20 protein-coding genes are annotated in these 25,770 nt (G+C 48.0%); 6 read left to right on the top strand and 14 right to left on the bottom strand.

The window, feature by feature from the left end:
* The 13 genes from traM to ACYVAM_RS29440 form a co-directional block, all read right to left on the bottom strand.
* Nucleotides 1-1,307, bottom strand: a 1,307-nt coding sequence (gene traM / locus ACYVAM_RS29500) for a conjugative transposon protein TraM (protein ID WP_461073750.1), incomplete at its 3' end; no start/stop codon positions are given.
* 19 nt (nucleotides 1,308-1,326) lie between these two features.
* The gene (locus ACYVAM_RS29495; protein WP_297369684.1) at nucleotides 1,327-1,779 is read right to left on the bottom strand and encodes a hypothetical protein; all 453 of its coding nucleotides are present in this window, start codon (nucleotides 1,777-1,779) and stop codon (nucleotides 1,327-1,329) included.
* Nucleotides 1,776-2,420 (bottom strand): conjugative transposon protein TraK, encoded by a 645-nt coding sequence (traK, locus tag ACYVAM_RS29490; RefSeq protein ID WP_100990270.1) that lies wholly within the window; start codon nucleotides 2,418-2,420, stop codon nucleotides 1,776-1,778. Before traK ends, ACYVAM_RS29495 begins: the two co-directional genes overlap by 4 nt.
* Nucleotides 2,421-2,448: 28 nt before the next feature.
* Nucleotides 2,449-3,495: a hypothetical protein gene (locus ACYVAM_RS29485; RefSeq protein ID WP_461073749.1), complete on the bottom strand. Its 1,047-nt coding sequence runs from the start codon at nucleotides 3,493-3,495 to the stop codon at nucleotides 2,449-2,451.
* Between the two features lie 50 nt (nucleotides 3,496-3,545).
* Nucleotides 3,546-4,562 carry a hypothetical protein gene (locus tag ACYVAM_RS29480; protein WP_461073748.1) on the bottom strand — a complete coding sequence of 339 codons (1,017 nt, stop codon included), beginning with the start codon at nucleotides 4,560-4,562 and terminating at the stop codon, nucleotides 3,546-3,548.
* A 30-nt stretch (nucleotides 4,563-4,592) separates the two neighbouring features.
* Nucleotides 4,593-5,591 (bottom strand): hypothetical protein, encoded by a 999-nt coding sequence (locus tag ACYVAM_RS29475; RefSeq protein WP_297369697.1) that lies wholly within the window; start codon nucleotides 5,589-5,591, stop codon nucleotides 4,593-4,595.
* Nucleotides 5,592-5,643: 52 nt separating this feature from the next.
* Nucleotides 5,644-8,151 (bottom strand): TraG family conjugative transposon ATPase, encoded by a 2,508-nt coding sequence (locus ACYVAM_RS29470; protein ID WP_297369700.1) that lies wholly within the window; start codon nucleotides 8,149-8,151, stop codon nucleotides 5,644-5,646.
* Between the two features lie 3 nt (nucleotides 8,152-8,154).
* Nucleotides 8,155-8,517, bottom strand: a complete 363-nt coding sequence (locus ACYVAM_RS29465) for a DUF4133 domain-containing protein (protein ID WP_297369703.1) — start codon at nucleotides 8,515-8,517, stop codon at nucleotides 8,155-8,157.
* Between the two features lie 8 nt (nucleotides 8,518-8,525).
* Complete coding sequence (locus ACYVAM_RS29460; protein WP_297369706.1) at nucleotides 8,526-8,801, bottom strand: DUF4134 family protein; 276 nt, start codon at nucleotides 8,799-8,801, stop codon at nucleotides 8,526-8,528.
* Between the two features lie 146 nt (nucleotides 8,802-8,947).
* Entirely contained in the window at nucleotides 8,948-9,283 is a 336-nt protein-coding gene (locus ACYVAM_RS29455) for a DUF4134 family protein (RefSeq protein ID WP_297369708.1), read from the bottom strand.
* 142 nt (nucleotides 9,284-9,425) lie between these two features.
* Nucleotides 9,426-10,628, bottom strand: coding sequence for a hypothetical protein (locus tag ACYVAM_RS29450; protein WP_461073747.1), 1,203 nt, complete (start codon nucleotides 10,626-10,628; stop codon nucleotides 9,426-9,428).
* Nucleotides 10,629-10,755: 127 nt separating this feature from the next.
* Nucleotides 10,756-11,511, bottom strand: coding sequence for a hypothetical protein (locus ACYVAM_RS29445; RefSeq protein WP_461073746.1), 756 nt, complete (start codon nucleotides 11,509-11,511; stop codon nucleotides 10,756-10,758).
* Nucleotides 11,512-11,516: 5 nt separating this feature from the next.
* Nucleotides 11,517-12,227: a ParA family protein gene (locus ACYVAM_RS29440; RefSeq protein WP_297369716.1), complete on the bottom strand. Its 711-nt coding sequence runs from the start codon at nucleotides 12,225-12,227 to the stop codon at nucleotides 11,517-11,519.
* An 822-nt stretch (nucleotides 12,228-13,049) separates the two neighbouring features.
* Here ACYVAM_RS29440 and ACYVAM_RS29435 point away from each other — a divergent pair.
* The 5 genes from ACYVAM_RS29435 to ACYVAM_RS29415 all read left to right on the top strand — a co-directional run bounded on the left by ACYVAM_RS29435 (nucleotide 13,050) and on the right by ACYVAM_RS29415 (nucleotide 21,204).
* A complete protein-coding gene (locus ACYVAM_RS29435) occupies nucleotides 13,050-13,568 on the top strand; it encodes a plasmid mobilization protein (RefSeq protein WP_297369719.1) in 519 nt (172 codons plus the stop codon).
* Between the two features lie 3 nt (nucleotides 13,569-13,571).
* A complete protein-coding gene (locus tag ACYVAM_RS29430; protein ID WP_461073745.1) occupies nucleotides 13,572-16,955 on the top strand; it encodes a relaxase/mobilization nuclease domain-containing protein in 3,384 nt (1,127 codons plus the stop codon).
* 142 nt (nucleotides 16,956-17,097) lie between these two features.
* The gene (locus tag ACYVAM_RS29425) at nucleotides 17,098-17,259 is read left to right on the top strand and encodes a hypothetical protein (RefSeq protein ID WP_461073744.1); all 162 of its coding nucleotides are present in this window, start codon (nucleotides 17,098-17,100) and stop codon (nucleotides 17,257-17,259) included.
* A gap of 82 nt (nucleotides 17,260-17,341) precedes the next feature.
* Nucleotides 17,342-18,937, top strand: a complete 1,596-nt coding sequence (locus ACYVAM_RS29420; protein ID WP_461073743.1) for a type IV secretion system DNA-binding domain-containing protein — start codon at nucleotides 17,342-17,344, stop codon at nucleotides 18,935-18,937.
* Nucleotides 18,938-19,011: 74 nt separating this feature from the next.
* Entirely contained in the window at nucleotides 19,012-21,204 is a 2,193-nt protein-coding gene (locus ACYVAM_RS29415; protein ID WP_297369728.1) for a YWFCY domain-containing protein, read from the top strand.
* Nucleotides 21,205-21,372: 168 nt separating this feature from the next.
* On the opposite strand, the gene ACYVAM_RS29410 is transcribed toward ACYVAM_RS29415, so the two are convergent.
* On the bottom strand, nucleotides 21,373-22,305 hold the full coding sequence (locus ACYVAM_RS29410; protein WP_297369735.1) for a M23 family metallopeptidase: 933 nt from the start codon (nucleotides 22,303-22,305) through the stop codon (nucleotides 21,373-21,375).
* Nucleotides 22,306-22,560: 255 nt separating this feature from the next.
* Between ACYVAM_RS29410 and ACYVAM_RS29405 the strand changes: the two genes are divergently transcribed.
* A complete protein-coding gene (locus ACYVAM_RS29405) occupies nucleotides 22,561-25,755 on the top strand; it encodes a DUF3945 domain-containing protein (protein WP_461073742.1) in 3,195 nt (1,064 codons plus the stop codon).
* The last annotated feature ends 15 nt before the right edge of the window (nucleotides 25,756-25,770 follow it).

Genomic DNA, 25,770 nt, shown 5'->3' with positions numbered 1-25,770 from the left:
CCCCCTTGTTCGGTGCGGTCGACGGTACGCAGCAGTACGAAGTAATTGTTCTTAAGATAGGCCCGCTGCATTTGCGCTTTCCGCGCGAGACCTTGCTTTACCCCCTGGGTAATTTGCTGACCCGCCTGTAGTCCGGCTGATGCCAGAACGGCACTCGGCGACGAATTGACATAAAGCCCACCCCCCAGGCCACCTCCACCACCACTTTGCGCAACCTGCGCGGCCGTCTGTTTGGCCAGATCCAGATTCGTCATGTTTGGCACGTAAAGGCCAGCCATGCCATCCATATCGTACACCTGGATATTGGTTGGAAATAAACGATTCTGATACTGAATGGATCGAATCAATAAATTGATGCGTTGACCAGCGAACTGTCCCATACCATATAAAAGGGTATTGGCGGGTATAACGATACCCCGAATATAAAGCGGTTCGAGCAGACGGATTTTGATGCGCGAGCCCATACTACTGATTTCCTGATCGCCATAAACCATCGCCCGAATGGTGCCTACTTCAGCGTCCAACAACCGCTGCTGGGCTTTACGGGCATCTTCCGTGTACAAACCAAAAAAAGAATTGCGCCCGGTATAATCACGGCCAGTTAACGAAGTGATCGGAACAGCCATACGCCCCTCCTCGTCGGTAACGACTTTAAGTGCTTTAGTTTTGTCCTGTTCCCGGGCTTCGCGCGTCGCCTTATCCTGTTTATATTCGGTTAACAGCCGTTCCAGCTTCGCCTGCTTGTCGAGTGCCATCTGCAACTTCGCTTTTTTATCGGCTTGTTCTTTAGCCTGCTGGGGCGAGGTGATGGGAGCATCGTCATCGTCGAGACGGCTATCGGATTCCGTTAGCGGAAGTGAAGAGGAGCCGCGGCTACCTGATGACCGGTGATTGACAACCTCGGGAAATGCGCCCGCGCTGGACTGACTTCGCCGGGAAGGTCGATTGGTTTCGTAGACAGTTGAATCTAAGTGACTCATTGACCGGCTCGATGGGGTTTTGTAACGGCTTCCGTATACGTATTCTTGTGCGTCCGGAATTCCCTGCATGTTCGATGCCTGTGGATTTTCACCCACGGCAGCTTCCGTCTGCAAATCCAGCTTGTTGGCTTTGCTTAAGGACGTATCGGTTTTGGCCGAGGGGACCCGGGTGTTGATTACCGAAGGTGTCTGCTGGGGCGCTTCTTTCTCGGGAGAAGAGGAAACAACCCACAGAAAAGCCCCAACCAGGACTAAAAACACTGGGATACTCCACAGGAATCGTTTGTCCCCGAATAAATCTTTTAGTGATCGTTTTTGCGTTTCCATTGTTGGTTAGAAATAAAGACTAGTTCTTATTCTGTTGAGGGAGCTGGTCCGGACTACGGCGGGTCACGCCTGACCGGGCTTTCAAGTAGTCGGCTTTGTGAGTCGAATCACTGGACAATTCCCGTCGGGTAGTAGATTGACTTACATTGGCTTCCTTGGCCAATTGGCCAAGGGCTGGTACCAAAGCGGAGAGCGGGGGCAGTTGATAAAACAGGTAGAGCAACCGAATGAGCCAGAAAAGTCCAATCAGGCCAAAGAATAGCAGCACTTGCCGGCGACGCTGGCTAACTGACGTTTGGCCTTCCCAGCTTCGGATTCGAAGCGTGATCCACCTGGTTACCCAACTGGTCGCCAGGTGGTAGGAGTTGTTTAGTTTTCCAACCCATGGACTTGACAGCCACCGGGGCTGAGGGGCTAGAGCGGTACCGGGTTCTAACGGATGCCCGTTACGGCGACGTATCGGCTGTCTCATTGGTTACGGGTGATGGTCTGGATATCGGAATTATCCAGCGGGTGAAACCGCTCAATCATAAAGCCATGCGGATTGCGATCGGTCCGCTGAACGTCGATTAGAAACCCTTCTACATCCAGATTACGGTAGGTGACGGTCGATTCCCGAACGAGTAGTTGTTTGCCTTTCGCTCGGAAATAATAGGGGCTTTGCGTCATATTAACCTGAATTGATTCCGGGTCAATCTCAATCTTTTGGTGGACGTTGCCCTGTACCAAGTCTGAATAGTAGCCTTTTTCGGTAAAATCCTTGTGAAGCCTGACGACAGATTCATCGCCCAGGTAGGAAGCTTCTTCAATGGTCTTACGGATCTGCTGATTGTCGGGCTCCAGGTCAAAAAATAACCGTAAGAAAGTACGGACGTGGTCTTTGGCCTCTGCACTCCGGTTTACATTGTGATCCTGAGCCAGCGCCAGCATGATGCTTTTGCCGTTTTCCATAACGTACACCCGGGAACGCGACTTCTCGGTGATATCGAACGCCCACCAGGCAATGCCGCTGGCCAGCAGGAGCGTACCCAAAATGACCGCAAACATGACGGTGCGGATCATCTTGAACGAGGTTTCAATGTTGTGTAATGATCTGAAATGAGGAGCTTCCATAAACTTTTAGTAAGGAATAAGTGAATATTTAAATCTTATTGAGCGTAGGCAGTTTGCTGTTCCATTCGCGGATTCGCTCGAACCCACCCGAAACACTGCGACCTGCACTTCGGGCAACGCCACCGCCAACGCCACCGACGCCACCCAGTACGCCCCCGCCCGCCTTGGCCCCGCCCAGCGTCTTGCTGATGGCTTGGTCGGCTCCGCTGGATTCAACGACCCAACTGGCGGCCATCGGCACTGTCAGGTACGCCACGGTGCCAATGAGGTAAAAGATAACCATGGTAAAATCATCGAGGGTAAAGGTGCTGTCGGTAGAAGCCGCTAATTGTTGCAGATCTTTACGCAGCATCATCACGTGAATGCTTTCCAGCATACCCGATAAAATATTGGTAATAGGAATCCACATCAGCATGTTGATTACCCGGGTACACCAGGCCGCCAGACCGGAATAAAACCATTCGAACGTGGCCAGCCCAAACGTAATGGGACCGGTGATGAGCAAAACCACGATGAAGAAGCTGACTAAAAATTTAAGGCATAAAAAGGCAAATAGGTAGAGTACTTCTCCAAGTGTCGTCATGAGCTGATCGACAACATTCTGGACCGAGTAACTCATCATATCGGCTCCAAATTGGGTGGCGCTATCCGCATCGAACATTGCCTTTAATATCTCCATCCAGCTTTCTTCCCCGTCATGATCTGTATCGATCAGGCCAAGCGTTTTTTGTCGTTTGGCCGCTACGGCTGTCTTTTTCTGCTTGGTTAGATTATCGACCAGCGTTTTTTGGCTGTCGATAAAGGGTTGGGTCATTTCATTAAGCGCTCCGCTTAAGGAGGTAACGCCGTTCACAATACCACCATAACTCATCAAACAGATAGCCAGCGCTACCGGGCGAAACAGCGGCACAATGTCGATTTCTTCATTGCGGGCTAAATGACCCCATACCCGCGTGAACACGTAACAAAGCGCGCCTAAACCGCCAATGGCTTGGGCCAGACCAATAAACCAGCTGTATTGCGTAAGCAATTGGCTAACTAAAGTGTCGAGTTGTTGAACAACTGAATCTTGCATGGGAATTGAAAAAAAGGTGATCAGTTGGGCTTATGGCCCGCTTGGGGTACTTATTTTTTGGGTAGTGGCATGTAGGTATCCTTACCGCCCAATGCATCCGTCAATTGCTTACGCTGATCTTTTCGCATACTGCCTTGTATGTGTTGATTGACTTTTTTGTTGATGCCCTGTAGGTTACGCACCCGTTCTCGCATACGGTCGAGTATCGCCCGCTTCATCACCATCCGGTCATAGTGAGAATAAGCCACCATTTCCTTTTCTTCCATGGCATCATTGTCATATTCCTTGTTAGAAATGGCCATAAGTAGTTCCTTATATTTTTTTGCATCATCCATCACGATGGCATCGGAGACAAACGCGTGCCAACCATGCTCTACCTTATTTCCCGGCGCGTTTGGATCGATTTCCGGATAAAGCCACTTCAGTTTACTGTGGGTATCATCATCTTTGAATCCATCCATGACCACCACGTGTTCGCCCCATAGTTTATCGTGTTCACTTTCCGACAAGTGATCGGCCACCGAATTTTTGAGTTCAGGTAAGCTTTTCCATTTAGCGTTCATCCGGGCGTAATTGACCTTAAAATCCTGATACTTGGTTTTCAATTGCTTATTGAGGGAATTCCTCGACAGGACCTTCACCCGATCGATTGCTTTCGCCAGATTTTCGTCCTTTTTCTTTTGATACGCAGAGATGATCTTCTCTGCCATGGAGCCAATGGGCATCATATCGGCAAACATCTTGACGAGTTCGTCCTTGAGCTTATCAATTAAAATATCGGTCAGCTCAACCTGGTAATCCTGTAAGCCACTCATGATCTCACCGCCTCGTACGCGCAGGATGTTATCGACCTTCGTTTGGACGTCGAGTGAGGAGCCCCAGTCTGTATGAACGTACATCGGATCGGGCAGATCGTTGATCGTGTAGCCCGTCCCCGGCGTTGGATTACTAGGATCATACACCTGAGCGTGAACCGGGGATACCCATAAGGTTAGGAGAAAGAAGCCAAGCCAGAAGTAACCCCGTCTGCTGTTTGGGCCGGAAACGTGTAGTTTTGGAATACGCATGATCGTAGAGAGTTAGCGATGAGGACTGATTTATTTAATTCGACGCACCCGCGGACTACCATCGTTACCACCCGTGTCTGCGGTGCCAATCAGATCATCCAGCGTCGTATCCCGCTGAGCATCTTTCATTCGATAGACGAAGACTGCCTTGACTTTGGCCTTCACCGATTGAGCCCGTTTTTCGCGGTCGAGAATACGCTTATACGCTTCATCCAACGTCCGGATTCGGTCTGCTTCGGCCATGTAAGCCGTGGAGGACGAGTGATTCGTGGCAAACTTGACTTCATTGACGATATCACTCATATCCGATAGTCCACCGATGAGGGCTTGTAACTGGGATTGCTCTCCGGCCGTAAACACCTTATTGCTGGCCATGGAATTGATCTGTTTGATCGTATACTCAACCGCCTGCGCGTGTTCTTTTAAATGCAGCGTTTTATAGTAATCGCCGAAGCCGGCACTTAGCTCGGTATTACCCTTCTGCTCGGCGAAATCGACTTTCAACTGTTGGTAGTCTATCTTCTGTTGTTTTGTGTAAGCATCTTTCATTAACTTTTTGAGGGCCTCGACGCTTCGGATCGGGGAGGCTCCGAGCAAACTCTGCAGTTGGCTCATCAGCCAGCCTTCCAGCGCATCGGTTAATCCCTGAAGAATCTGGTCTTCGTACTCACCAATCAAATTTTCGACCTCCGATTTTACCTTATCGGCATACGTGGTGACCTTTTGACCAACGAACGAACCAAAGCTGCTTGAGCCACTTGTACCATCATCGCCAAGATGCTCGCCGATGGGATCAACACTGGGAACATTTCCCGGGGCCATACTTAGCGAACCTGGTTTGCTTGGGTCATAGGAGGGGGGCCAGGTTGAGGGATCATTGGGGTTGAACAATGGGTCGGTCGAAGGATTCCATGATCCTGTTGTTGAAACGGGGTCCGTCGTTTGGCCAAACGCAGGCCCGTAACCCGAAACCGGGCCCATCAAGACTAGCAGGAGCCCCAGAAGCCCGTGCATGAGTAAGTGTTTCATAGACGATTGGATGTTGTAAACTGATTGGACATAATCGATGCAGTCGGCCAGCTTACCCATGCTGTTCCCGATAGGAGCGGATACCTAAATCGTAATTGCCCCCGTTCTCCGCTACCAGCTTTTTGACGGCCTCTTTTTCACTCTGTTCGGTGGTGAACGCCAGGTATTCTTCGACGGACACTTCCAGTCCATAAACCAGGCTGATTTGACCCGCGAAGCTCACAAAGAACTCTTTGTATTTCCGGGTTGCATTCAGATCGCGATTAACCGAGAGGGCCAGGTTCTTTTCCTGATCGGTCAGTGCCAGGAACTTCTTTACTTCCTCAAACCGGTTTTTGTACTTCTTCTGATCCATCAAAATACGGGTGTCCGCATTGTTGATAATCGAGTCCTTAACGATCTTATTCCCCAGGATATCGTCGATGTCCTGGGTCACAATCCAGGCCTCACCAAAATGCTTACGAACCGTCTTGTACAAGTACTTGATGTATTCAGCCATCTTCTCTTTCATAATGGCTTTCCAGGCTTCCTCAATAAGAATAATTTTACGAATGCCTTTGAGCGTGCGCATTTTCGTAATAAATGTATCCATGATGATGATGGTGACCACCGGAAACAGAATGGCGTTATCTTTGATATTATCGAGCTCAAAGACAATAAAGCGTTCATTGGTCAGGTCAAGATTATCCGCTGAGTTCAGCAGGTAATCATATTCCCCACCCCGGTAGAAGGGTTCCATAACGACAATGAAGGCGTCATAATCAAACATTTTAGCGGTAATCCCCCGGCTATCAAGCGCCTTTTTAAAGTCATCTTTAAGGAACTCAAAGAAGGAGTTGAACGAGGGGAAAATCTCCGGGTTGAGTTCCAGATGGGAAAAGTATCCATTGACGGCTAGTGACAGGGCGGTCTCCTCCAGCCGGCTCAGGTTTTCTTCCTCTTTTTTCCACAGTGAAAGCAGCAATGCCTTGATCGACTCCAATTTTTCAATGTCCGGTCTGGCACGCCCTTCTATGAAAAAGGGATTGAATGTAATGGGCGCTTCCGGTTTATACGTTAGATACTTTCCGCCTAACATCGAGCATAGTCCTTCGTAGGAGTCGCCAACGTCGACAATCACCATATGGGCTCCCTGAATGAAATAAGACCGCAGGAAGTGGTTGGTCAAAAAGCTTTTGCCCGATCCGGAAGGACCCAGAATAAATTTATTCCGGTTAGTGATCCAGCCTCGCTTCATGGGTGCGTCCGAAAAATCAACATACAGCGGTTTGCCTGATAGCCGATCGGTTACCCGGATGCCCATGCTTGAATACGAGTTTGGCGAGACGGACTCTTCGTTTAACAAGCACAGTGCCTGGGGGGTAAATGTCCAGAACTTATCTTCGTCAGGTAAGTCGGCCGCATTGCCTGGAATCCCGGCCCAGAACATGGATAAGCTGTCAGTAGTCGAATTTTCCCGGGGCCGAACCCCCATCTTGGCGATTGCCGCGTTGGTTTTGTTGCGCAGTTGTGGCAGATCCGCTTTATCATTTGTCCACACCAGCAGGTTGTAGTGTGCCCTAACGGGCGGGTAACCGGTGTCGGCCGCGTAATGCAGGTAATCGTTTATTTTGGCCGCATTACTGGCATTGGCTTTTGTGAAGGACGCCAGGGCGGTCATTTGGGTAGCCCGCGCTTCCAGTTGCGGAAAGATTTCGTTACGATCTTCTTTAAAAATATATTGGTTATACACGTGGTTGACCCCCAGCATTAAACTGACGGGAGCAGCAAAGCCCACCGATACCGTTGAATTCTCCGTGGACAGCGCACTCACCGCGTTGTGGGTATACACGGTATCCGGTAAGTCTTCAATATCTGAAAGGGAGAAATATTTAACAATCTTATCGCCGATCATCAGATCCTCTCCGCGACGTATATCACACAGCGGTACCACATCCGCTTCAGCCTCCAGACTCATGTAGCGTTCGAGAATACCCGGCTTATCACCTTTCTGATAGATTTCTTCACCCGCCAGCCGGCGCATGCTCACGTTGCGCGTTGAATTGATGATCGAGACGAACTGTTCGATGGCTGAATAGAACTCTGACAGCTTGATGGGGTCTGAAATCTCCTTAGACAGAAACCGACCGGACACCAGGCTGGTCTGCATGGTGGACACGGCCCGCTTGGATGTTTTCGTTAGGTATAAATAGCAGCGGTGGTTGAGGTAGGGTCTCTCGTGAAAATGCCGGGACGATGCTTTATCCAGAAATGTATTCCGAAACCCTCCTTCCTCTACCCGCGTCGGGTCATAGGTGTCAACCGTGAAAAAGTCCTGTTTATGAAAAATAGAGTGTTCTGGCAAAACCGAGAGCGCCTTACCCCACATTTCATTTAATTCCCGGAAGTCACCCGTTTCAACCCGGAATTCACCTTCCGTGACGTGCGCGGAAAGCGTGTAGATCTCCGGTAAGGTCATTTCATAACAGACGGTAATATCGCCCATCTTAGAAATGATGCAGTCATTCTCAATTGACCGCAGAGGCCAATACTTCATTAAGTCTTCTGTGCGTTGGGCCATGATTTAGTTGCGTTTTAGTTTAAATCGATCCCAGGTTGACGTTTTCACCTCTCGCTTGATAAGCATATCCCGGTAAGGCCGGGTGCTGCGCACCTGAATGACGGTTGGATACCGATTCCGCGCATTGAATTTGGATAGTCCCCGTTCACCATGCTTTTTACTGTAGGAGGCCAGCGTATTGTAGCCTAAAAAAACCATGACGAACATGACGCCATAGGCATACACGGCGGGTACGCCGATGAGCATAGCGATGGTGGCCACCACCATGCCGCCAACCGTGCCACCCGCCAGGTAGATCAAATAATTCATGCCCCTGATTCCGAGTACCTCGGGCGGGCGATCGACACCTTTATTGATTTGATACATAGTGCGTCTTAGCGGAAAAGCAGATCAAAGAAGTAAGGGAAGTACAGGCAGAACAGACAGGCAAATATCCAGGCGAATATGGATCGGTACATGTCCGGATCAGCCATCTGAAATTTGTTATAAACCTTTACCGAGCCGATCATCGCGCAGATCATAGCCACTGTTCTGCCTAGAATCTTCATGGCCTTATAAGCACTTGATATCTGATACGTAGCTTTGGCTACGGCTGTGGGAGGCGCGCCACCCGCCCAGACATCCGAACAAGTCAGTAAGAGCAGGGACAAAAGAACCAGCGGTAAAATCCAAGGCCTAGTCAACATGAGGATACCATTAAGAAGTGAAAGGATGCTTGTTGGAGTCAGCTTTAAACGCCGAACCCCACCGTCAGGCAGGGTTCGGCGATTGTGACCTAGGTAATCGGTGAGCCATATCAACCTGGAGTAAAAACCGCACCCAGTATAACGACGACCAGTCCGGCAAAAATCAAGGCACCGAACCAGGAAGCAGCGGCTTTTCGGGTATCAGGATCACCATTGGACCATTTTCCGTATACCGACGCAGCACCGACCAGACCGATGATCGCCATGACGGTGAACATTAACTTTTGTACCGTTGGCCACATGGCCCGAATGCCCGTATTGGCTTGTTCCAAACCAGCTGCAGCCGTCGCTGTTCCACCCGCCATGGCATACACGCCAATGCTCAGGAGCGCGCAGGTGATTACCAGAGTTCGGGTATTCCACCCTCTTACAAGAAGTTTTTTCATAAGACTATGAAAGGTTTGATTCAATGGAGATAGACCCCCGTCTATCTTGATTCAAAAGTATTGATTCGAAAGTACCCTAAAACAAAAGCCTTTAATTATTTTTTTTTCGGTCACACTTTTAGAAAAAAAATTGTGTGTACTCTTAATCAGCTTCTACTGAAGCCGGTTCACTAGCGGGTTCAATTAGTCCAAACTTTCGCCCGATAGCAGCAACATCATCATCATATTCTCCTAAGTGTTCAGGCAAGTGCCGGAATACAGCCGTCAACCGTAGAGCAGCATTTGCATCGCTATTTAGATTGAAGTGGTCAATGGCTCGTATGACCTGACGAACGCGATGCCTGACCTCACGTGTGGGAGCTTTGCGTTTGATCGCTTCCACCACTTCATAACCTAATTCCCCGGTTTTATTTAAGTTAGCGAAATAAGGCAGCGCTTCATGCCGTATCTCAGGTGCTGGTTCCAAGACATCCGATGCATCGAACGTTTGGATTGTTCCAGCCGGTACCAGAATGGATAATTCGTCCATCGTCATAATAAACTCAGTGGCCGGAGCACTTTGTGATTCCTCATCTGGAGTACTCGTTGTCAGCTGCGTATTTAATCCGCCCCCAAATGAGTGCTCATTGTCATTATCGTCATCATCCGCGCCAAAATCATAGTCACCAGCATCATTAGCTGTTTGGTCTTCTAGAGTGGACTGAGCCAAGTTGGAAGGTGTGTCTTGATTGGCTTGCATGGAGCGATGAACCTCATACAGGGCGATCATTTGCTGCTCTATACGCCGGGTGCTTTCTTTTAACACAGCAAACATCGCTTCTATCTGCTCCGAACTTTGAGGCTTGTCAAAGCTATCTGAGGGAAGTTGTGAGGCAATGCTGCCGAAACCAGATAAAGTCAGCTGACCCATTGGCGGCGTGAGCTGGCCACCGGCAACCTCTTGCAAAAGCGATTCGTTAGTATGTTCCTCAAATGATTCGTCCTCAAATGCTTTATGCAGGTATGCATCCGGGTCTGTTCCATTTGACTCGGTAGGATGCGACCTAGGAGTAGCATTGATTGGATTTGTGGATGCTGAAGAATCAGCAGTTGACGTAGCTGATGAGGGTATCTTACTACCTATGCTGACAACCTCACCCAATATGGAATTTGGTTCTGTTTGGGGGATGCCCGGATGGGTTTTTTTCGAATCAGCTAAGTTCGTGGGCATCTCGGATGAAGAGGTAGCTCTACGACCAACGGATAGATTAATATCGATCCGTTCTTTTCCTTTAAAAATTATTTGTAGTAGCCAGATCAGGCCGGTAACGGAAATGATGATAGCTAAAAACCCTAGTAAATTCATTAGCAAAAAGTTTAAAATGTCGATACCGTTTAACCGATCAGCGGTTAATCATCACTTGACTATAAATAGTGGTTTGACAAAACTCACATCGCACTAAATTTAATTAGTAAGGGAGCATACATTATTTTCAGGTCAAGTTGTTTTCAGTCTGTTTAATCAAAGTCAAATTTTTCTGATGTTGAATACGTTGTCGTTCTTGTTGTTCTATGCTGAGTTGCTCAATGTCGGATGCGTACTTTATGAAAAACTCTTTTAAGAGATAGTTTACTAAATTATCCGCAAAATATTTGGGCTGCTCAATCCTTCCGTTAGAGTCAACAATAATTTGAATTAAATCAGCCATTTCTGCTGTAAGACGCACTTTCGATTCTCCTTTTGTAAAGTAGCCCGCTGCAAACCTATTGGGCAACGAATTTATGAGTTTGACAATGGGCAGGGGAGTACTTGAAACCACATCAGTCCTAATGCGGGAACGTTTAGGCGTCATCTGGCGCTGCTCAACAGCTTCATTATCGACAGACATCGGAGATGCCGTATCCTTTTTGCCAGCATTGTTAACTCGCTTAGGCTCACTAGGGGAATTGTCCAAAATTTTGGACAATTCCTCATTACGTCTGTCTGCCGAATTATTAACGGCAATCGGACCGAAGCTTTGACCTTGGAGTTCAACAGGCGTTGTCGAGCCAGCTTTATCGGGAGAATTTATAGGGGAGTCAAGCAGTTCGGTGAACGATTGATCTTCTACCATGGAAGTCGCTTCACCTCCATGATCGTTTGAAGATGATGCATCATAAGTGCGTTTCTGACGCACTTGTGATAAATAGGTGGCAATACTACCCTTGGGTTCTACTCCAGGCAGAGGCGGTAATGTTACTTTTCCCATACTAACTAATTCATTAAAGCAGTTTTACCTTCTATGCTTAAGAGCATTGTACCAGCTTCATCTACAAATTCACTTATAGATTCAGGCTGCGGAGTTATGGTATTAAGCAGCTGGCTTACTCTAACCGTTTCCAGTAGCATGTACTTAAAAATATAAGGGTTAAACTTGGATTTAAAGTAGTCTTCATAAGCTTGGCGTTCTGCAACTTTATGGTTCCTTTTAATTTTAGTCCATACTACGCTGATGCTCACTTTGGGATTTAGGGATCGAATCATAGACATGGTTTCCATAGCCGCCGTAATAGATTTATACTCAAGTTCAACTGGAACTATTATTAGATCTAATGAATCGATCAAATAATCAATGCCTTCAACATTAAACGTACCTGGAATATCAATTAAAATAAAGTCAAGTTGTTGACTAGTTTTCATGCTTTTCAAGGCTACTGTTGCTTCTTTGACAGTTGCATCAACGACAGGGTAAGGTTTTATCTGGGAATCAACCAGCGTTAAGTTTTCACCTTGTTTTTTGCCCTGTTTTTCTTTTAAGTCTAAGATGTCTTTTGTTCGTGTTCTTGTAAAAGAGTGTTGAGGAAAGTCTGCATCAATTACGGCAACTCCAGCGCCAATAGAATGCAAAAAGGTAGCTGTCAAAATAGATAAGGTGGTTTTACCTGTACCCCCTTTCTGGGACATAAAACTGATTACTTTAGTCATGACTTATTGTATTTATTGATTAAATTAATTTTAAAAACATTTGACTAGAAATTAAGTCTTTAGATGCTACTTATACCGTTAACTATGAATTATTAATTCCAGCAGAAAACATACAAGTTCACGTCCTAGCTACCCTAGCCTCCTAACGCCCTAGCCTCCTAGCTATCCTAGCCTCCTAGCTATCCTAGCTCCCTAGCTATCCTAGCCTACTAGCCCCCTAACCTCCTAACCTCCTAGCTCCCTAGCCCCCTAACCTCCTTGCTATCCTAGCTCCCTAGCTCCCTAGCTCCCTAACCCCCTAACCTCCTAGCTATTCTAGCTCCCTAGCTATCCTGGCCTCCTAGCCTCCTAGCTATCCTACCAGAATGCTGGAATAGACGATTATTGCCTGTTTTAGTCAAAAGTAAACCTAGTCATACCACTCTTATACAAAGCTGTAAAATTATTTTTTTTTCGGTCACTACTTTTTAAGCGGATATATTTTAAGATAAATGAAGACACATTACCTTTGAGATGCGGATCGACTGGTAGCATTTTGTGGTTCAGTCATACGCAATTTTTATAAAAAAAGGGTTTGTTGGCTTTTTCGCCCATCGGGGGCTTTTCTCGCCGGAAAACCCGTTCGCCACGGCGAAAGCAAGATGTGTTTTTCGCGGCAAAAAACTCTTCCTACGGGCGTTTTTACCGCTTCAAACGAATCTTGCTCTGCGAGGCTAAAAAAAGCGGTTTAATAGGGCTTCGTTAACACATTCAGCCCTGACCGCTCACCAAAACCGCCCCGTAATCGAGAATCGATTTTGTCTTAGCAACCAATTCAGTCCTATGAAGTCAGCCAACAAAGGGTCAATCGTAACCGAGAATCCCGGTCGGAAAAAGAGTAATAAAGGCGGGAGACCAACCAAAGAAGTAGCTCTTAAAAAGACGAATCGAATTTACCTCCATCTGACTGACGGGGAAGCCCGGTCATTTCACGAGGCCTGGCAACATCAGCGATTGACTAAGAAAATATCCCGAAATGAGTTTGCCAAACATAGACTTTTTGCCTGGACTATTAATGAGGAATCCTCACGAAAGCTTAGCGTAGAAGAAGAGCCAAAAGCTATAATTGAGCGGCTGGATCAATGTATCAAATTGCTAAACCAATTTGTCATTCAATTACGGGCCATTGGGTTAAATTATAATCAATCCGTCAAACGCCTGAATAATATCTATCTATCCAACGAGGTGCGAGGCGAAATAACACAGCAGCGTGAGCTGTTAATTGACATAACAAAGCTGATTCACTGGAGCGATCAACAGTATAGACAGGCGGATTTATTCAGCGAAAAATTAAACCCCTAACTCATGGTGGCCCGAATAAACACAGGAGCCAATCCGGCTGGTGCCGTGTTGTACAATGAGTATAAAGTAGCTCACGGAGAAGCCCGTTTTTTAGGAGGTTTTAATGCGGTTGCCTATGATCAAGCTAAACTACCGGTCAAGCAAAAAATTAACGAGCTGGAACGTTATGCGCGGGGCAATGAAAACATAAGCAAACCCACATTTCACGTATCATTAGCGTTTCATCCTTCGGAGAAATTTAGTGATCATCAATTAAGTGAAATCGGACAAAATTACATGGACCGATTGGGCTATGGCGAACAGCCCTACTTGATCTATCGACACGAGGATACTCATCATCCCCACATTCACATTGTTTCTGTATCGGTCGATTTCCAAGGAAAAAAAATTTCTGATTCCCATCAACAGCGACGTAGCAATGCCGTCCGTCAGGCTCTGGAAAAAGAATATGGCTTAGTTGAAGCCGAGAAGCAAGGAAAAGAGCTACTGATGAATGGGTTGTTACCCGAACAAATCCTTGGCTATAAAGAACCCGAAGCTAAAAAAGCGATCGGTAACGTGGTGCGTACGGCCCTGACAGATTATAATTTTTCCAATGTGCTGACCTTTTCTGAGTTTCTCCACCAGCACCGGGTACAAATGAATCAGTTAAGTGGCGTGGCAGCTGACGGAAAGCCCTATAAGGGCATTACGTTTCAATTATACAATGGGCCGAACGATCAACGGGGGGAAGCGATTGGCCCGGCCATTAAAGCCAGTCGTTTTGCGTTTGCACCGACTTACGAGCGGCTGGAGCGCAAATTCAAACAGAATGCTACCCGCATCCGTAGTGGCAAAGAAGCTACGCGCCAACGGATTCACAGCAGTCTGGGATCGTACAGCCAACTGAGTGAAGCGGATTTTAGAACTCAGTTACGAAGCGCCGGCATTCAGGTGATCGATACGGGACAGCAGTACATGTACGTCGATCATAAAAGTCGCAATGTATACGGTGAAAATGAACTTGGACCAGCCTATACCCGCTTGGTTCAACGAGCCGCATTTACTGACCGGAGTGTTCGGCTTGACACGCTTCAAAACCGAGTTCGGGCATCCTCCCCAAGCACCACCGATCAACCACCACGAACTAAGCGCTCAGCTGGATCCGGCGAGCCGATAAAAGGGCAAAGCCAAAAGACGGAGCCAACTTCCCAGGAACTCGCCCTGCGTCGACGTGTTAGTCACTTTTATCAGCAGGTACGGCAGCAAGGTGTTGATGGTAAAAAGCCTTACTTTTTTGAGAGCCAACTCATCCGCCAGTTTCCCCATGAGCTACTGACCGACTTGTTAATAGAGGAGGGGGTTAATCCCCAATCCGCCCGGCAGGCAGTCACTCAATTTGAAGCCTATAAACAAAGTCAATTACCCGAGATCCGGTCAAAAGAAGAGGCCTATTTTAGCCAGACCGCCAATCAATTCGTTTCGCTGGCCAGCGAGCTTCCACTATCGGCTGCCAGTAAACGGGCGTTTCTGTCGGCCGCTGATTTCGTACTTACGGTTGATCAGGGAACACTGACGCACCGGGAAGACGCACAGCTATGTTATGTTATACCCTTGTCTGTTCAAAAACAGCTACAACAGGATCAGGGGCCCTCACTCGCGTTCCGAAGTCGTCTAACTAAACCGGAACGATTGCTGTATGGGGCGTTGGCCAGTGGACAAATGCCCCCCGACCCGATCAGCTTTTACCAGGTATCGGCTGCTCACCTCAAAGCGGCCATCGGCCCGCGATTTGACCATGTCTCAATAGGGCTAAATAAATCTTATGCCAATCAGGTAAGTACTCACCTGAACGACCAAAAACCCCTACTTCCTCAACTTCAGGCCAGAGGTTTTGTCATCGACGCGTTAGCCAGTGGTGCCTATCGAATGGGACACTATTTAACCCGCTCAGACGGATTTACTCCCGTGCCAGATGCATTGGCTCGTCGATTACAGAAAGAGTCCATACCCACACTAGCGGATCAAACCCAAACGTTAAAATCGTCGGCGGGGCGCAGTCTGGTTTCCATGAGCCAGGCAATAGACCTCAACAATACGGCACTGATGCAGGGAGAGCTTGGCCGGTGGCATCGTCAGGCCAATTATTCACCGGGTTCGGGTTCGGTGATGGAGCAAGCCATGAGGGTACAAATTCAGCTACAGGCTCAACTGGAATCAACTGCAGGAAATAATGCAACGCCGGAAGCAAACAAAGCGATCAGCTTACCAACCAAACCAGTAATCCCTCAACCAGTATCCACCGTAAGCCAGGACCTGGTAAGACTTTTACAACAAGCGGATTTAACTGCTCAGCAACGCTACCAGATTACCACGCAACTAGGCTTGATCTGGCAACGAACTGAATCCGGGCAAGTGCGGCTAAAAGAAGGTGAACACTCAACCCATCCCGGCCGGTTCTATACTCTAACCCCTTCCGAACAAACTAACTTTAGCCGTCCCGTTTCTAATGAACTTATAAGCCCCCGTCTCAACGCGGCCGATCAAGCCCTACTACGGGCCATCAGTCAGGGCAACGATTTCTCCCGTCTAACTCGTCAGCAGGTGGCCAGTCTAACGCTGCCAGCCGTAGAAATTATTCTGCCCAAGCCGATGCTGCCAACCTTTCAACGATGGTACAATGAACAACGGGGGAGCCAAGTTTTAAGCGACACCACTCAACAATTCGGCGAACCCGGTACAACTCGGCCTGGTGACGCCCGACGGCATCTATCAGCCTTGTATCAACGGGGATTCTTAATCAAACAGGAAGTTGATTCTACGAACAGACCGGTATTCCGAATGGGGCACTATAAAACGGACCCCGCCAGCTACGTAGCGGTGCCGCCCGAAATTGCTCAGACCTTTAGCCGCCAATTCCCTTCTCAACCGGGAAAGAATGTCTATGTACTCGAAGGGGCCTGGCCAGCGCCCGATTCAGTTGCCGCCCAACGGATGCGGTCATTAGCCAGGGCCGTTGATAGCGACGTTGAACCCGGTAGGCTCAATAAATTGATTGAACGAGTCCATGACCGGTTTCCTCATCTATCCCAAATTCGAGAGCCCCAACTTTTATTGGATCAACTAGTGAGTCAACCACGAGCCAATCGTCAGCCGACCAAGGGCCAAACGTCAGGCTCGCAACCAGCACTCGACAGCTCAAAGCCTTACGCGCTGTCTACTAGTTCATCTTCGCTGAAGCAATCTTCATCCAGTGACAGTTTACAATCTCTGCTGGACCGATTTGAAAACCAGGCTCCCCAGAAAGGACTCTTGGATATACTGGGTGAGTCGGCTAGTGCCATTCGGCCCAAGAAAAAACGAGTTGGCGAGGCTACGCCCGTGAGACGTCGAGGCCGTAGTCATTAACTTTATTTATGATGATTGTGACCGAAAAAAAAATAATTTAATACCCTCTAGAGATATGTGATTGACAAGAGTCAATTTTGAGAAAGCCAGTAACCAAGGTGTAGGATGCTCTGCGTTATAGCGTATTTCAAACAGGTACTTTATGTCAAGATTTCATCCGTATGGCCGCAAGGATCGAGAAGAGCTTCTGTCGAATCGGTGTATAGCTTACCTGGTTACAGGCCTGCCCATTTACGGGAGCGTCCATGAATTACGTAATCAAGCGGGCTATTCACGGACGGATGTACCGACTTTCTTCAACTAAATCTTCATACCAGTTCACCAATGTATTTGGTGCTGAGCCGTGATAAATCACTTTATCTTCTCCAGTTTAAATCCAATGTATCATGATGAATTCAGCAACACAAGCCGACGAGCTGATTGATTCTTTCAACCAGGAAACCCGCCGAATTGCCAATGCGTGTTCGGTTAATATTCCGACCCATTGGCGCTATAAGAATCAGGTCAGAAAAGGGTGGATTAACCTGACACATCTGTTTCGGGGTACAATGATTTTAGGAGCACCCGGAACAGGTAAAACCGAAACCTTTGTCCAAAATTTTGTACATCAGCTTTTGGAGAAAGAATTCACGATGGCCATTTACGATTATAAATCGCCTGAGCTAAGCAGGCTGGCTTATACGCATTACATTGACAATCTGAAAAAAACGACGAACCAATCGGGAGTAAGCCCTTCGTTTCATGCCATCAATTTTACTGATCCCCGTTATTCGTCGCGTTGTAATCCATTTTTGGCCGAGCGGTTCACCAATAGCTTCGAAGCCTTAGAAGCCGCGAAAAACCTACTGTACAATGTAAATAGATCTTGGAGTCTGAAGGGGGAGGGAGATTTTTTCGTTGAGGTGGCGATCAATTATTTAACTGCCTGTATCTGGTACATGAAGCGCTACAACGATCGGCAGGAAGCGAATTATGAAGATAGGTTGCCGACTGAAGAACGAGCTGCGGCCACTAAATCAAATCGCTTTAACTACTGCACCCTACCCCACATCATTGAATTTGCAACAAGGCCTACCGAAGAGATCATTCCGTTACTCAAGGCCGAGCCCGAGCTGGCCCATTTGATGGAAGCCATAACCAACATTGATGCAAATGATACGCGTGAACACATGGAGGGGCTGTTGAAGGTGATGCAACTAAGCCTGTCCACCTTAAAAAATCCGGTGCTCTACTGGATTATGACAGGGAGTGAAGCATTGGTAGATATCAATAATCCGAGTAATCCTAAAATACTGTGTCTGGGAAACGATCCAGCCTCGGGCCACTTGTTTTCTGTCCCATTAGCGTTGATTTCACACTTGCTGGCCAAACAGGTCAATCATCCCCATCAACGACCCAGTGCGTTAATCTTCGACGAATTTCCTACCCTTTATTTAAGCGAATTTGACAGTCTGTTAGCCACGGCCCGGTTCAATAAAATTGCCCTCTGCTTATCGGTTCAGGATCTTACTCAACTTGAAAACAAATATGGCAAAGTTAAAGCTCAGGCTCTCTTTACCATGAGTGGAACGATACTGGCCGGACAAGTGCGGGGCACCTCAGCGCAACAAATCGCTGATCGGTTGACAAAGCGACTGGAAACAGTAAAACCATCCAAAAGCTGGTCCTTTTTCGTTAAACCGAACGCAACGCAAGCACCCCGTATATCATCCGCCACTTTAAACGCTTTACCCTATGGCTGCTTTGCCGGGGAAGTAGCTACGCAGGTTGATGCTCCTCCCACGCACCCCGTTTTTTTCGCTCAGGTGACTGCCAGAAAAGCAAAGCTTGCGGAGAATCTCGCTGAACTACCTATAAATCCTGAACTGGCTATGCTGACAGATCAGCAGCTTGGCCAGCGATTGAATGACCATATGGCGGCAATTCAACAGGAAGTCACGGTTTTACTTCAGCAGGAACGGCAGCGCCACAAGCTGCGCTAACCCTTGCGCAAAGCCATCGGGCTAGTCAGCAGCGGGATTATTCTTAATTGTAAATCAAAACAAGTCTTATCGTCATGGCTAATTCACAAGAACAGGACAAAGAGTACAGAGGTATCCTGAACACCATCATGTTTATGGGGTATGCAGTCCTCTTATTTCATTTTTATGTTTTCTGTAACAACGTTTTTCAGCAGTTAGGGATACCCCTGGGCTTACTGGATCGGTTCATTCGCTCCTTGAACAGTTCGACGCACATATTTGAGCAAGTGTGGTATTCCAAGCTGGCAGCGCTGTTTTTATTACTTGTCTATGTACTGGGGAATAAGTCCAAAAAGAATATTACGGCAACCTGGAACGATGCCTTTCTGTACGGACTGATTGGTATTCTCCTCTACTTTGGGAGCGCACTGCTGTTGACTCTTCGGACTCTAAGCTACAATACAATTAACCTGTTATACGTCCTATCAACCGTGTCGGGTTATTTAACCCTGATCAAGGCGGCGGGCATTGCCGACAGTATCATCAATTTAAAAATGGGCGATGACCCGTTCAATGAAGAGAACGAGAGCTTCATGCAAGAAACAGAGTTGGTCGACAATGAATATTCCGTAAACATCCCCACCCTGTTCACCTACAAAAAAAAGCTTTACAAGGGGTGGATTAATGTTGTCAACGTATTTCGGGCGGCGATGGTCCTGGGAACGCCTGGTTCCGGGAAATCCTTTGCCGTAGTCAATAATTACATTCGCCAGCAGATACAAAAAGGATTTACGATGTTTATCTACGACTTCAAATTTCCCGACTTATCGCGCATCGCTTATTTCTACTTACTCAAACATCAGGATGTATATAAGAAGATGTACGGCAAAGTACCCCGGTTTTACACGATCAATTTTGACGACCCCCGTCGCTCTCATCGGTGTAATCCACTCTTACCCCGTCTTATGACTGACATCATTGATGCCCAGGAGGCTAGTGCTACTATCCTGCTGAATCTGAATAAAAGCTGGTTACAAAAGCAGGGCGACTTCTTTGTCGAGTCACCGATAACATTTCTGATGTCCTGCATCTGGTACATGAAACGGTTCAATGACCGTCAGGTTGAGGTTTTTTTAGACACACTTCCTGAATCGGAGCGGGGAAAGCTAGGGGTTGCGGATCATATCAATTACTGTACGTTTCCGCACATTATTGAATTCGCCAATCACGATTATGAAGAGATATTTCCCTTAATGGCGGCTGAGACTGAACTTGAGAATTTAATTCAGCCGTTCTTCAGCGCCTTAAAAAACGGGGCAAAAGAGCAGTTAGAAGGTCAAATTGCATCGGCGCGAATTCCCTTATCGCGCATGGCGTCTCCCAGCCTCTACTGGGTGATGACCGGCAATGATTTCTCCCTGGACATTAATAATCCCGATGCTCCCAAAATTCTTTGTGTTGGTAATAATCCTGACCGCCAGTCGGTCTACGGAGCAGCCCTGGGGCTCTACAATGCCCGCCTTATCAAGCTTGTAAACCGCAAAGGCCGACTGAAAAGCTCCATCATCGTTGATGAGCTACCCACTATTTATATGCGAGGGTTGGATAACCTGATTGCCACGGCTCGTTCTAATAAAGTGTCTACCTTATTAGGGTTACAGGATTTGACTCAGCTTATACGGGATTACGGAGATAAAGAAGCAAAAGCAATTTTTAACACGATTGGCAACATATTCAGTGGACAGGTTGTCGGAGAAACGGCCAAAAATCTATCGAGTCGTTTCGGTAAAAACGTACAGCAGCGTCAAAGCTTTAACGTGACCGAGAAAGAAACAACAACTAATTTTTCGACGGCCATGGATTCGGTCATTCCCGAAAGTAAAATCAGCAACCTGTCCCAGGGGTGGTTTGTCGGATCGATAGCGGACAACTTTGACGCAACCATCAAGCAAAAAATATTTCATGCGCAGATCGTCGTCGATAAAGAAATGATCGAAGAGCTAAGTAAGCTCCCCGAGATACCGGCCCTTAAAGCCTACGAAAACCTGAGTGACAAACAGGTGCAGGACATGATGAACGAGCAGTTTAAACAAGTGAAGACCGAGGTAACGAATCTGATCAAAACAGAATTAGACGCTATTCGTCAGGGACCGAACAGTCATTTGCTACGGGATCTGCGCACTGCTGATCCCAACTATTTAACGGGAGAAGCTGCCAATGAAGAAGCCACCTATGAGGATACAGAGGAGTATGACGCAGTAAACGATGAATACGCCGTGGATAATTAACCCCTAAGCTAAACCTGTTCAGAGAGGCACTTGACTAGTCAAGTGCCTTTTTTATTCAGCATTCGGAACGGGGTAGCCCGAAAGGTACTTGTCGCCACTTTAACATACCGACGGCTTAATTTATCCGGTAGGAATGCCTTTTCGGTCTGTCGAAAAAGAGCCTTTATACTACTTTCTCCGTTGATAAACGGATGACCGGCCGGAACGGGAAACGCTGGATTTAGATTCGTCTAACGCATTGAGTAACAAAAAACAGTATGAAGCCGGATTAACAGGTTGGGTACCCGCTAAAACGGTGTAATGAAGGTGTGGCCCCGTGGCTAAGCCTGTCGATCCAACCCGGCCAATTACTTGTCCCCGGCGAACAACCTCTCCCACGAGTACCGAATGGTCTTCGAGGTGACCGTAGCCGGTTTGATACCCGGAGGGGTGAACAATATAAACAGCCAGCCCCATCCCGGCTGGTTGCCAGACAACCCGGTCAACAACGCCATCGGCCGTCGCATACACCGCCGTAAAGCGAGGTTGAGGTAAATCAATACCGGCATGATTCTGTAAGCGACCACTGATGGGATGAACGCGTAGTCCGTACGCAGATGAAATCCGGAAGTCTTCATAAGAGCGAAGTCGAACGGGTAATATGGATGGAATGGACCGGTATAAATCAAAGGCTGATTGAGCCGACGCTTTATCTGTCTGACCAAGAGGTATCAGTTGTTGACGGATACGCCGTAAGGAATCCTCCAAAATCGCAACCATAATCGAATCCTGATCGACAAACCGTCGAGGGGCCAGTGTCCGATTGTCCAAGCGATACCGTTTACTTGAATCGGCAGCAGTATACTCAATAGGCGCTAATCGATACCGACTTTGAGAACTGGTATCGCTTTTCAGGGGGCTACCCATGTAGGTTACCAAAAATGATTGTTTGGGGTTAACCGGACGATTTAAGGGAGGGGATAATCGCTTCCCGTATCCACTAAGACTATCCCGCTTTGGGGAGTTAACCATGGCGTTTTGCTCAGGTATTGGATTGGCCGATGAGTCCACCTCATCCACCATAGGGAGCGCAAATTCGAGGGCTTCTTGAGGCTGAGGCATCAGGGGCTGATGGCGCTTAATGGGTGAATCCACTTTAAAAATGACCTGAGCCTGAGCCGGGCCCAATACCCCTCCGCAACTGATACAAAAGCAAAAAATGAAAGTTCTGAGCGAGTAAGTCATAAGCGGCGAAACGTGACCGAAAAAAAAATGATTTTCATTCCCAAAGTTATCCAACTTTCTGTATTGTATTATTACATCTTGATTAGATACTGACCATTTTTTTGCATAAATCACTTAACGTACTGATCCAAGATGCAACCTCAACCCGTTACAGAACCTGCCCTTGACCTGACGGTTGCTGAGCTGTCGGCTTTTGCCCAGCGGGGCCAATTGCCCCAGCCGATTTTAACCTATCGGCAAGAAAATGACAATCGACTACCGGCCAATCTCTACGTTCCCTTGGCTACGATCATCAACAATGATATGGCCGCCCAGGAACGCGCCGCCGCCGTGGGAAAGCCCCTGGATGCCCGGCCGTCCGATGATCTACGAACCGTGCTTTACACCCAGGACCCGATCATGCAGGAATTGCTGGAGCCATTTCGCCAGCAACGCATTCAGCAGCAGCAAAATCCCTTATCTGATGCTGAACAGCAGGGCCTTCAACGGGGTCAGATTCCGGCCTCAATAACTGGCTACCTAAACGATTACGCAGGGGAAATACCAGCCCATGCGCTAAAGCCGGTTAGTGAGGCAGTCGTTGATACGACTGTAGCCCGTAAGGGGGAGATGTATCCCCAGTTCGAACTCCTGTACACCCGGAGTATTGAATTACCGGGTTTAGTGGACGAGCCGATTCGTCAGGGGCTGAAGGATCAAGGACTACTGCCAATGGATGCACAAAGCTGGCGCGTTGACATGGCCAGTGAACGGAGCCGGTCCGATGCCACGCAGTTAGGGATCGCAGAGGGTATTCAAACAACAGAAATGAGTTTGGCATTGCCGGCCCACGCTCGTCAATTACGACAGTACCTAGAAGGCGATAACTATTTAAGCAATGAGGAAATATCCCGAGCGATTTTCAACGAAAATACGACTCGGCAGCAAATGCATCAATTGGTCGAAAAGTTAGATACGACCAGACAGCCTGAGGTGCAGCAGCGGGTTACGGATTACTTGATGGAGTTGAAAGAAACAACGCAACAGTTTCCAGCCGTAGTACACCACGGACCTAGTACGCCGATTGACATGGTTAGTTTGATGAATGTGGTTCGAAATCATCAATCGGGCGAAACGCCGCTAACCTTACCACCACCGGGTGAAGCGGTAAAGAACATTGATTTGTTAGAGCGCCTTAAAAAAGCGTTCGACTCAACGGAACCTGTTCAGGATCAAAAACGGTCGATAAATACTCCAACGGATCAGGATGCTAAGGAAACAACCGTAAAGCCCGCTAATGTTGCTTTTGATTCGGTAAAATCGCCCGCCCTACCTGGTCGTTCAGTAGCGGAAGGGGATGCATCATTGCCTATGCCCGGCGAAAAAGGGCCCAATCCGGCACCGGCCAAACGGGTAGCTGACGAAGGAGAATCATCAGGGGGTTTATTAACGAAAATCCTTCAATTGAAATTAACTGAAGGGGGTATGGTGTCCAATTTTCTGAATAATTACAAAATTGTTCAGGACCTGATGGACAAACTGTTTAAGGGAGAGAACTTTGGTTTCAAGCGGAAGCCAACCGACGAGCCAACTACGCCGGATGGTTCATCGAAAGCCAATCAGCTGTCACTGGAGGAATTAATTCGGGAACTCGAACGGCGAACGCGTCCCGCGGGAATCAACCAGGCCGACGTTCAGAAAGTGACGGCCAATCAACCGATTGACCCAAAACCAACGGCAAGCCCCAATTCCCGGTCTCAACAAGTCGATTCAGAGCGGCCTGGACCGCCAGTAAGCGTGGATACTACTACCCGTCAGTACGGCCAGACCACAGCACCAGAAGCTGGGCCAAAATCGATGGTGTCCCGGATAATGGATCATTTTTTGGACAAGCTGGCTATAAAACTGCTCGACCGGTTGGAGTCGCGTCAGCAAACCAGACCTTCAGAAACTAGTACTACAACTGCTGTTACCAATTCGCCGGCACGGGTATTAGCTACGGATGGACTCAAGTCGACGGCAGCTCATCAGCCAACCGTATCCGCGGCAACGGCTCATAGCCAGGCCTCAGATAAACAAGCCACGACCCAACCCATTGTACCTGAAACATTTCGGCAGCAGGCCGCCTACGTGAACCAGGAAAAGCGCTACAGCTGGGAACAGATCAAGCCCCAGATGGATAAACTGGGCATTTCAGAAAAATCAATTGATCCGTTGAACAAAGCATTATTACTGGATGGCTATGCTACGCACCCGAACGTATCCTTCACCATAAAGGACAGAAACGGTATAGTAGCCCCAGCCCAGGGAAAACTGCTGCTCATTGAGATTCCAGGTAAAGGGCCCCAGGTTCACATTGAGCCACCCCAACTCAAAACCTCATTGTCTGTCCCGAAGGGGCTTAACTTATATACAGAGGACATTATGCGGTTGCAAAGGACAGGCATGGCTAACCGACCCGTTGAGTACACGGATGCTCAAACCGCTACCAAACGGGAAGTTCTGGTCGGCTATGATCCGGTAGCTAAACTACTGCGGACCATTGATAAAGAATCCATAAAAGTGCCCGCTGAGGTTAAGGGTCAGCCATTGACCACCCAGCAACAGGAGCTGCTGCGCGACGGTAAACAAATCAAGTTAACGGGGCTGCTAGATGAGAATAAAAAGCCCTATGCGGCAACGCTACAATTCTCGGCGGTGGAGGGGCAGTTTCGACTGGATCGTATCGGCAAAAAGCAGCGGGAAACGATCCCGCAGAACATCAAACAAGGCCCTTTGCAACCTCAGCCGGCAAGTGGGGATAAGCCGAATCAGGGTTTTGTGATTTATCTCAAATCGCTGACGCCAGAGAACAATCAAAAGTGGCTCAATACAACCCTCGACGTAAAAACGGGGGATGGACTTGAACAGCGTAAAAAAGTTAAAGAACTGACTTACTCGGATTCCATTGCGGTCAAAAAGGATGGGGTTTCAAAGGCATACTTGCCCCTTACGATGAAACCGCAAGACAACACCTTGTTATCACCGTCGGAACAGGCCCGATTACTGACGAAACTGGAAAGAAATCCGCCTATCGGTGGCATTCGCCTACAGGAAGCCAAGCCTCATGAATTGGAGAAAGCCAAAGCCCGCTTCCAGCCCCAGACCCAAACGGATACCAGCGTTGTTTCAAAAAATGGAGCGACCCGAATAACGCAAAACCAGACGGGTAATCTTGAGCAAAAACCGGCTGGTAACGCGCGGCAGAATTCGGACTCGACCAACGAGAAAAAAGGGCCAACCAACGCCGTTAAATCAGCCGCACCGGCGGACCGGCCTAAACAACCCACGGTTCGCCGTCACTCTTAAGATTTCAATCAATAC

Source organism: Spirosoma horti (assembly GCF_054776595.1).
This window is presented reverse-complemented; position numbering and strand designations above follow the sequence as displayed.

Bases quoted from the DNA above. Each gene is read 5' to 3' on its own strand.
- ACYVAM_RS29495 (WP_297369684.1), bottom strand. From the start codon at position 1,779: ATGAGACAGCCGATACGTCGCCGTAACGGGCATCCGTTAGAACCCGGT.
- traK (WP_100990270.1), bottom strand. From the start codon at position 2,420: ATGGAAGCTCCTCATTTCAGATCATTACACAACATTGAAACCTCGTTC.
- ACYVAM_RS29485 (WP_461073749.1), bottom strand. From the start codon at position 3,495: ATGCAAGATTCAGTTGTTCAACAACTCGACACTTTAGTTAGCCAATTG.
- ACYVAM_RS29480 (WP_461073748.1), bottom strand. From the start codon at position 4,562: ATGCGTATTCCAAAACTACACGTTTCCGGCCCAAACAGCAGACGGGGT.
- ACYVAM_RS29475 (WP_297369697.1), bottom strand. From the start codon at position 5,591: ATGAAACACTTACTCATGCACGGGCTTCTGGGGCTCCTGCTAGTCTTG.
- ACYVAM_RS29470 (WP_297369700.1), bottom strand. From the start codon at position 8,151: ATGGCCCAACGCACAGAAGACTTAATGAAGTATTGGCCTCTGCGGTCA.
- ACYVAM_RS29465 (WP_297369703.1), bottom strand. From the start codon at position 8,517: ATGTATCAAATCAATAAAGGTGTCGATCGCCCGCCCGAGGTACTCGGA.
- ACYVAM_RS29455 (WP_297369708.1), bottom strand. From the start codon at position 9,283: ATGAAAAAACTTCTTGTAAGAGGGTGGAATACCCGAACTCTGGTAATC.
- ACYVAM_RS29450 (WP_461073747.1), bottom strand. From the start codon at position 10,628: ATGAATTTACTAGGGTTTTTAGCTATCATCATTTCCGTTACCGGCCTG.
- ACYVAM_RS29445 (WP_461073746.1), bottom strand. From the start codon at position 11,511: ATGGGAAAAGTAACATTACCGCCTCTGCCTGGAGTAGAACCCAAGGGT.
- ACYVAM_RS29440 (WP_297369716.1), bottom strand. From the start codon at position 12,227: ATGACTAAAGTAATCAGTTTTATGTCCCAGAAAGGGGGTACAGGTAAA.
- ACYVAM_RS29435 (WP_297369719.1), top strand. From the start codon at position 13,050: ATGAAGTCAGCCAACAAAGGGTCAATCGTAACCGAGAATCCCGGTCGG.
- ACYVAM_RS29430 (WP_461073745.1), top strand. From the start codon at position 13,572: ATGGTGGCCCGAATAAACACAGGAGCCAATCCGGCTGGTGCCGTGTTG.
- ACYVAM_RS29425 (WP_461073744.1), top strand. From the start codon at position 17,098: ATGTCAAGATTTCATCCGTATGGCCGCAAGGATCGAGAAGAGCTTCTG.
- ACYVAM_RS29420 (WP_461073743.1), top strand. From the start codon at position 17,342: ATGATGAATTCAGCAACACAAGCCGACGAGCTGATTGATTCTTTCAAC.
- ACYVAM_RS29415 (WP_297369728.1), top strand. From the start codon at position 19,012: ATGGCTAATTCACAAGAACAGGACAAAGAGTACAGAGGTATCCTGAAC.
- ACYVAM_RS29410 (WP_297369735.1), bottom strand. From the start codon at position 22,305: ATGCCTCAGCCTCAAGAAGCCCTCGAATTTGCGCTCCCTATGGTGGAT.
- ACYVAM_RS29405 (WP_461073742.1), top strand. From the start codon at position 22,561: ATGCAACCTCAACCCGTTACAGAACCTGCCCTTGACCTGACGGTTGCT.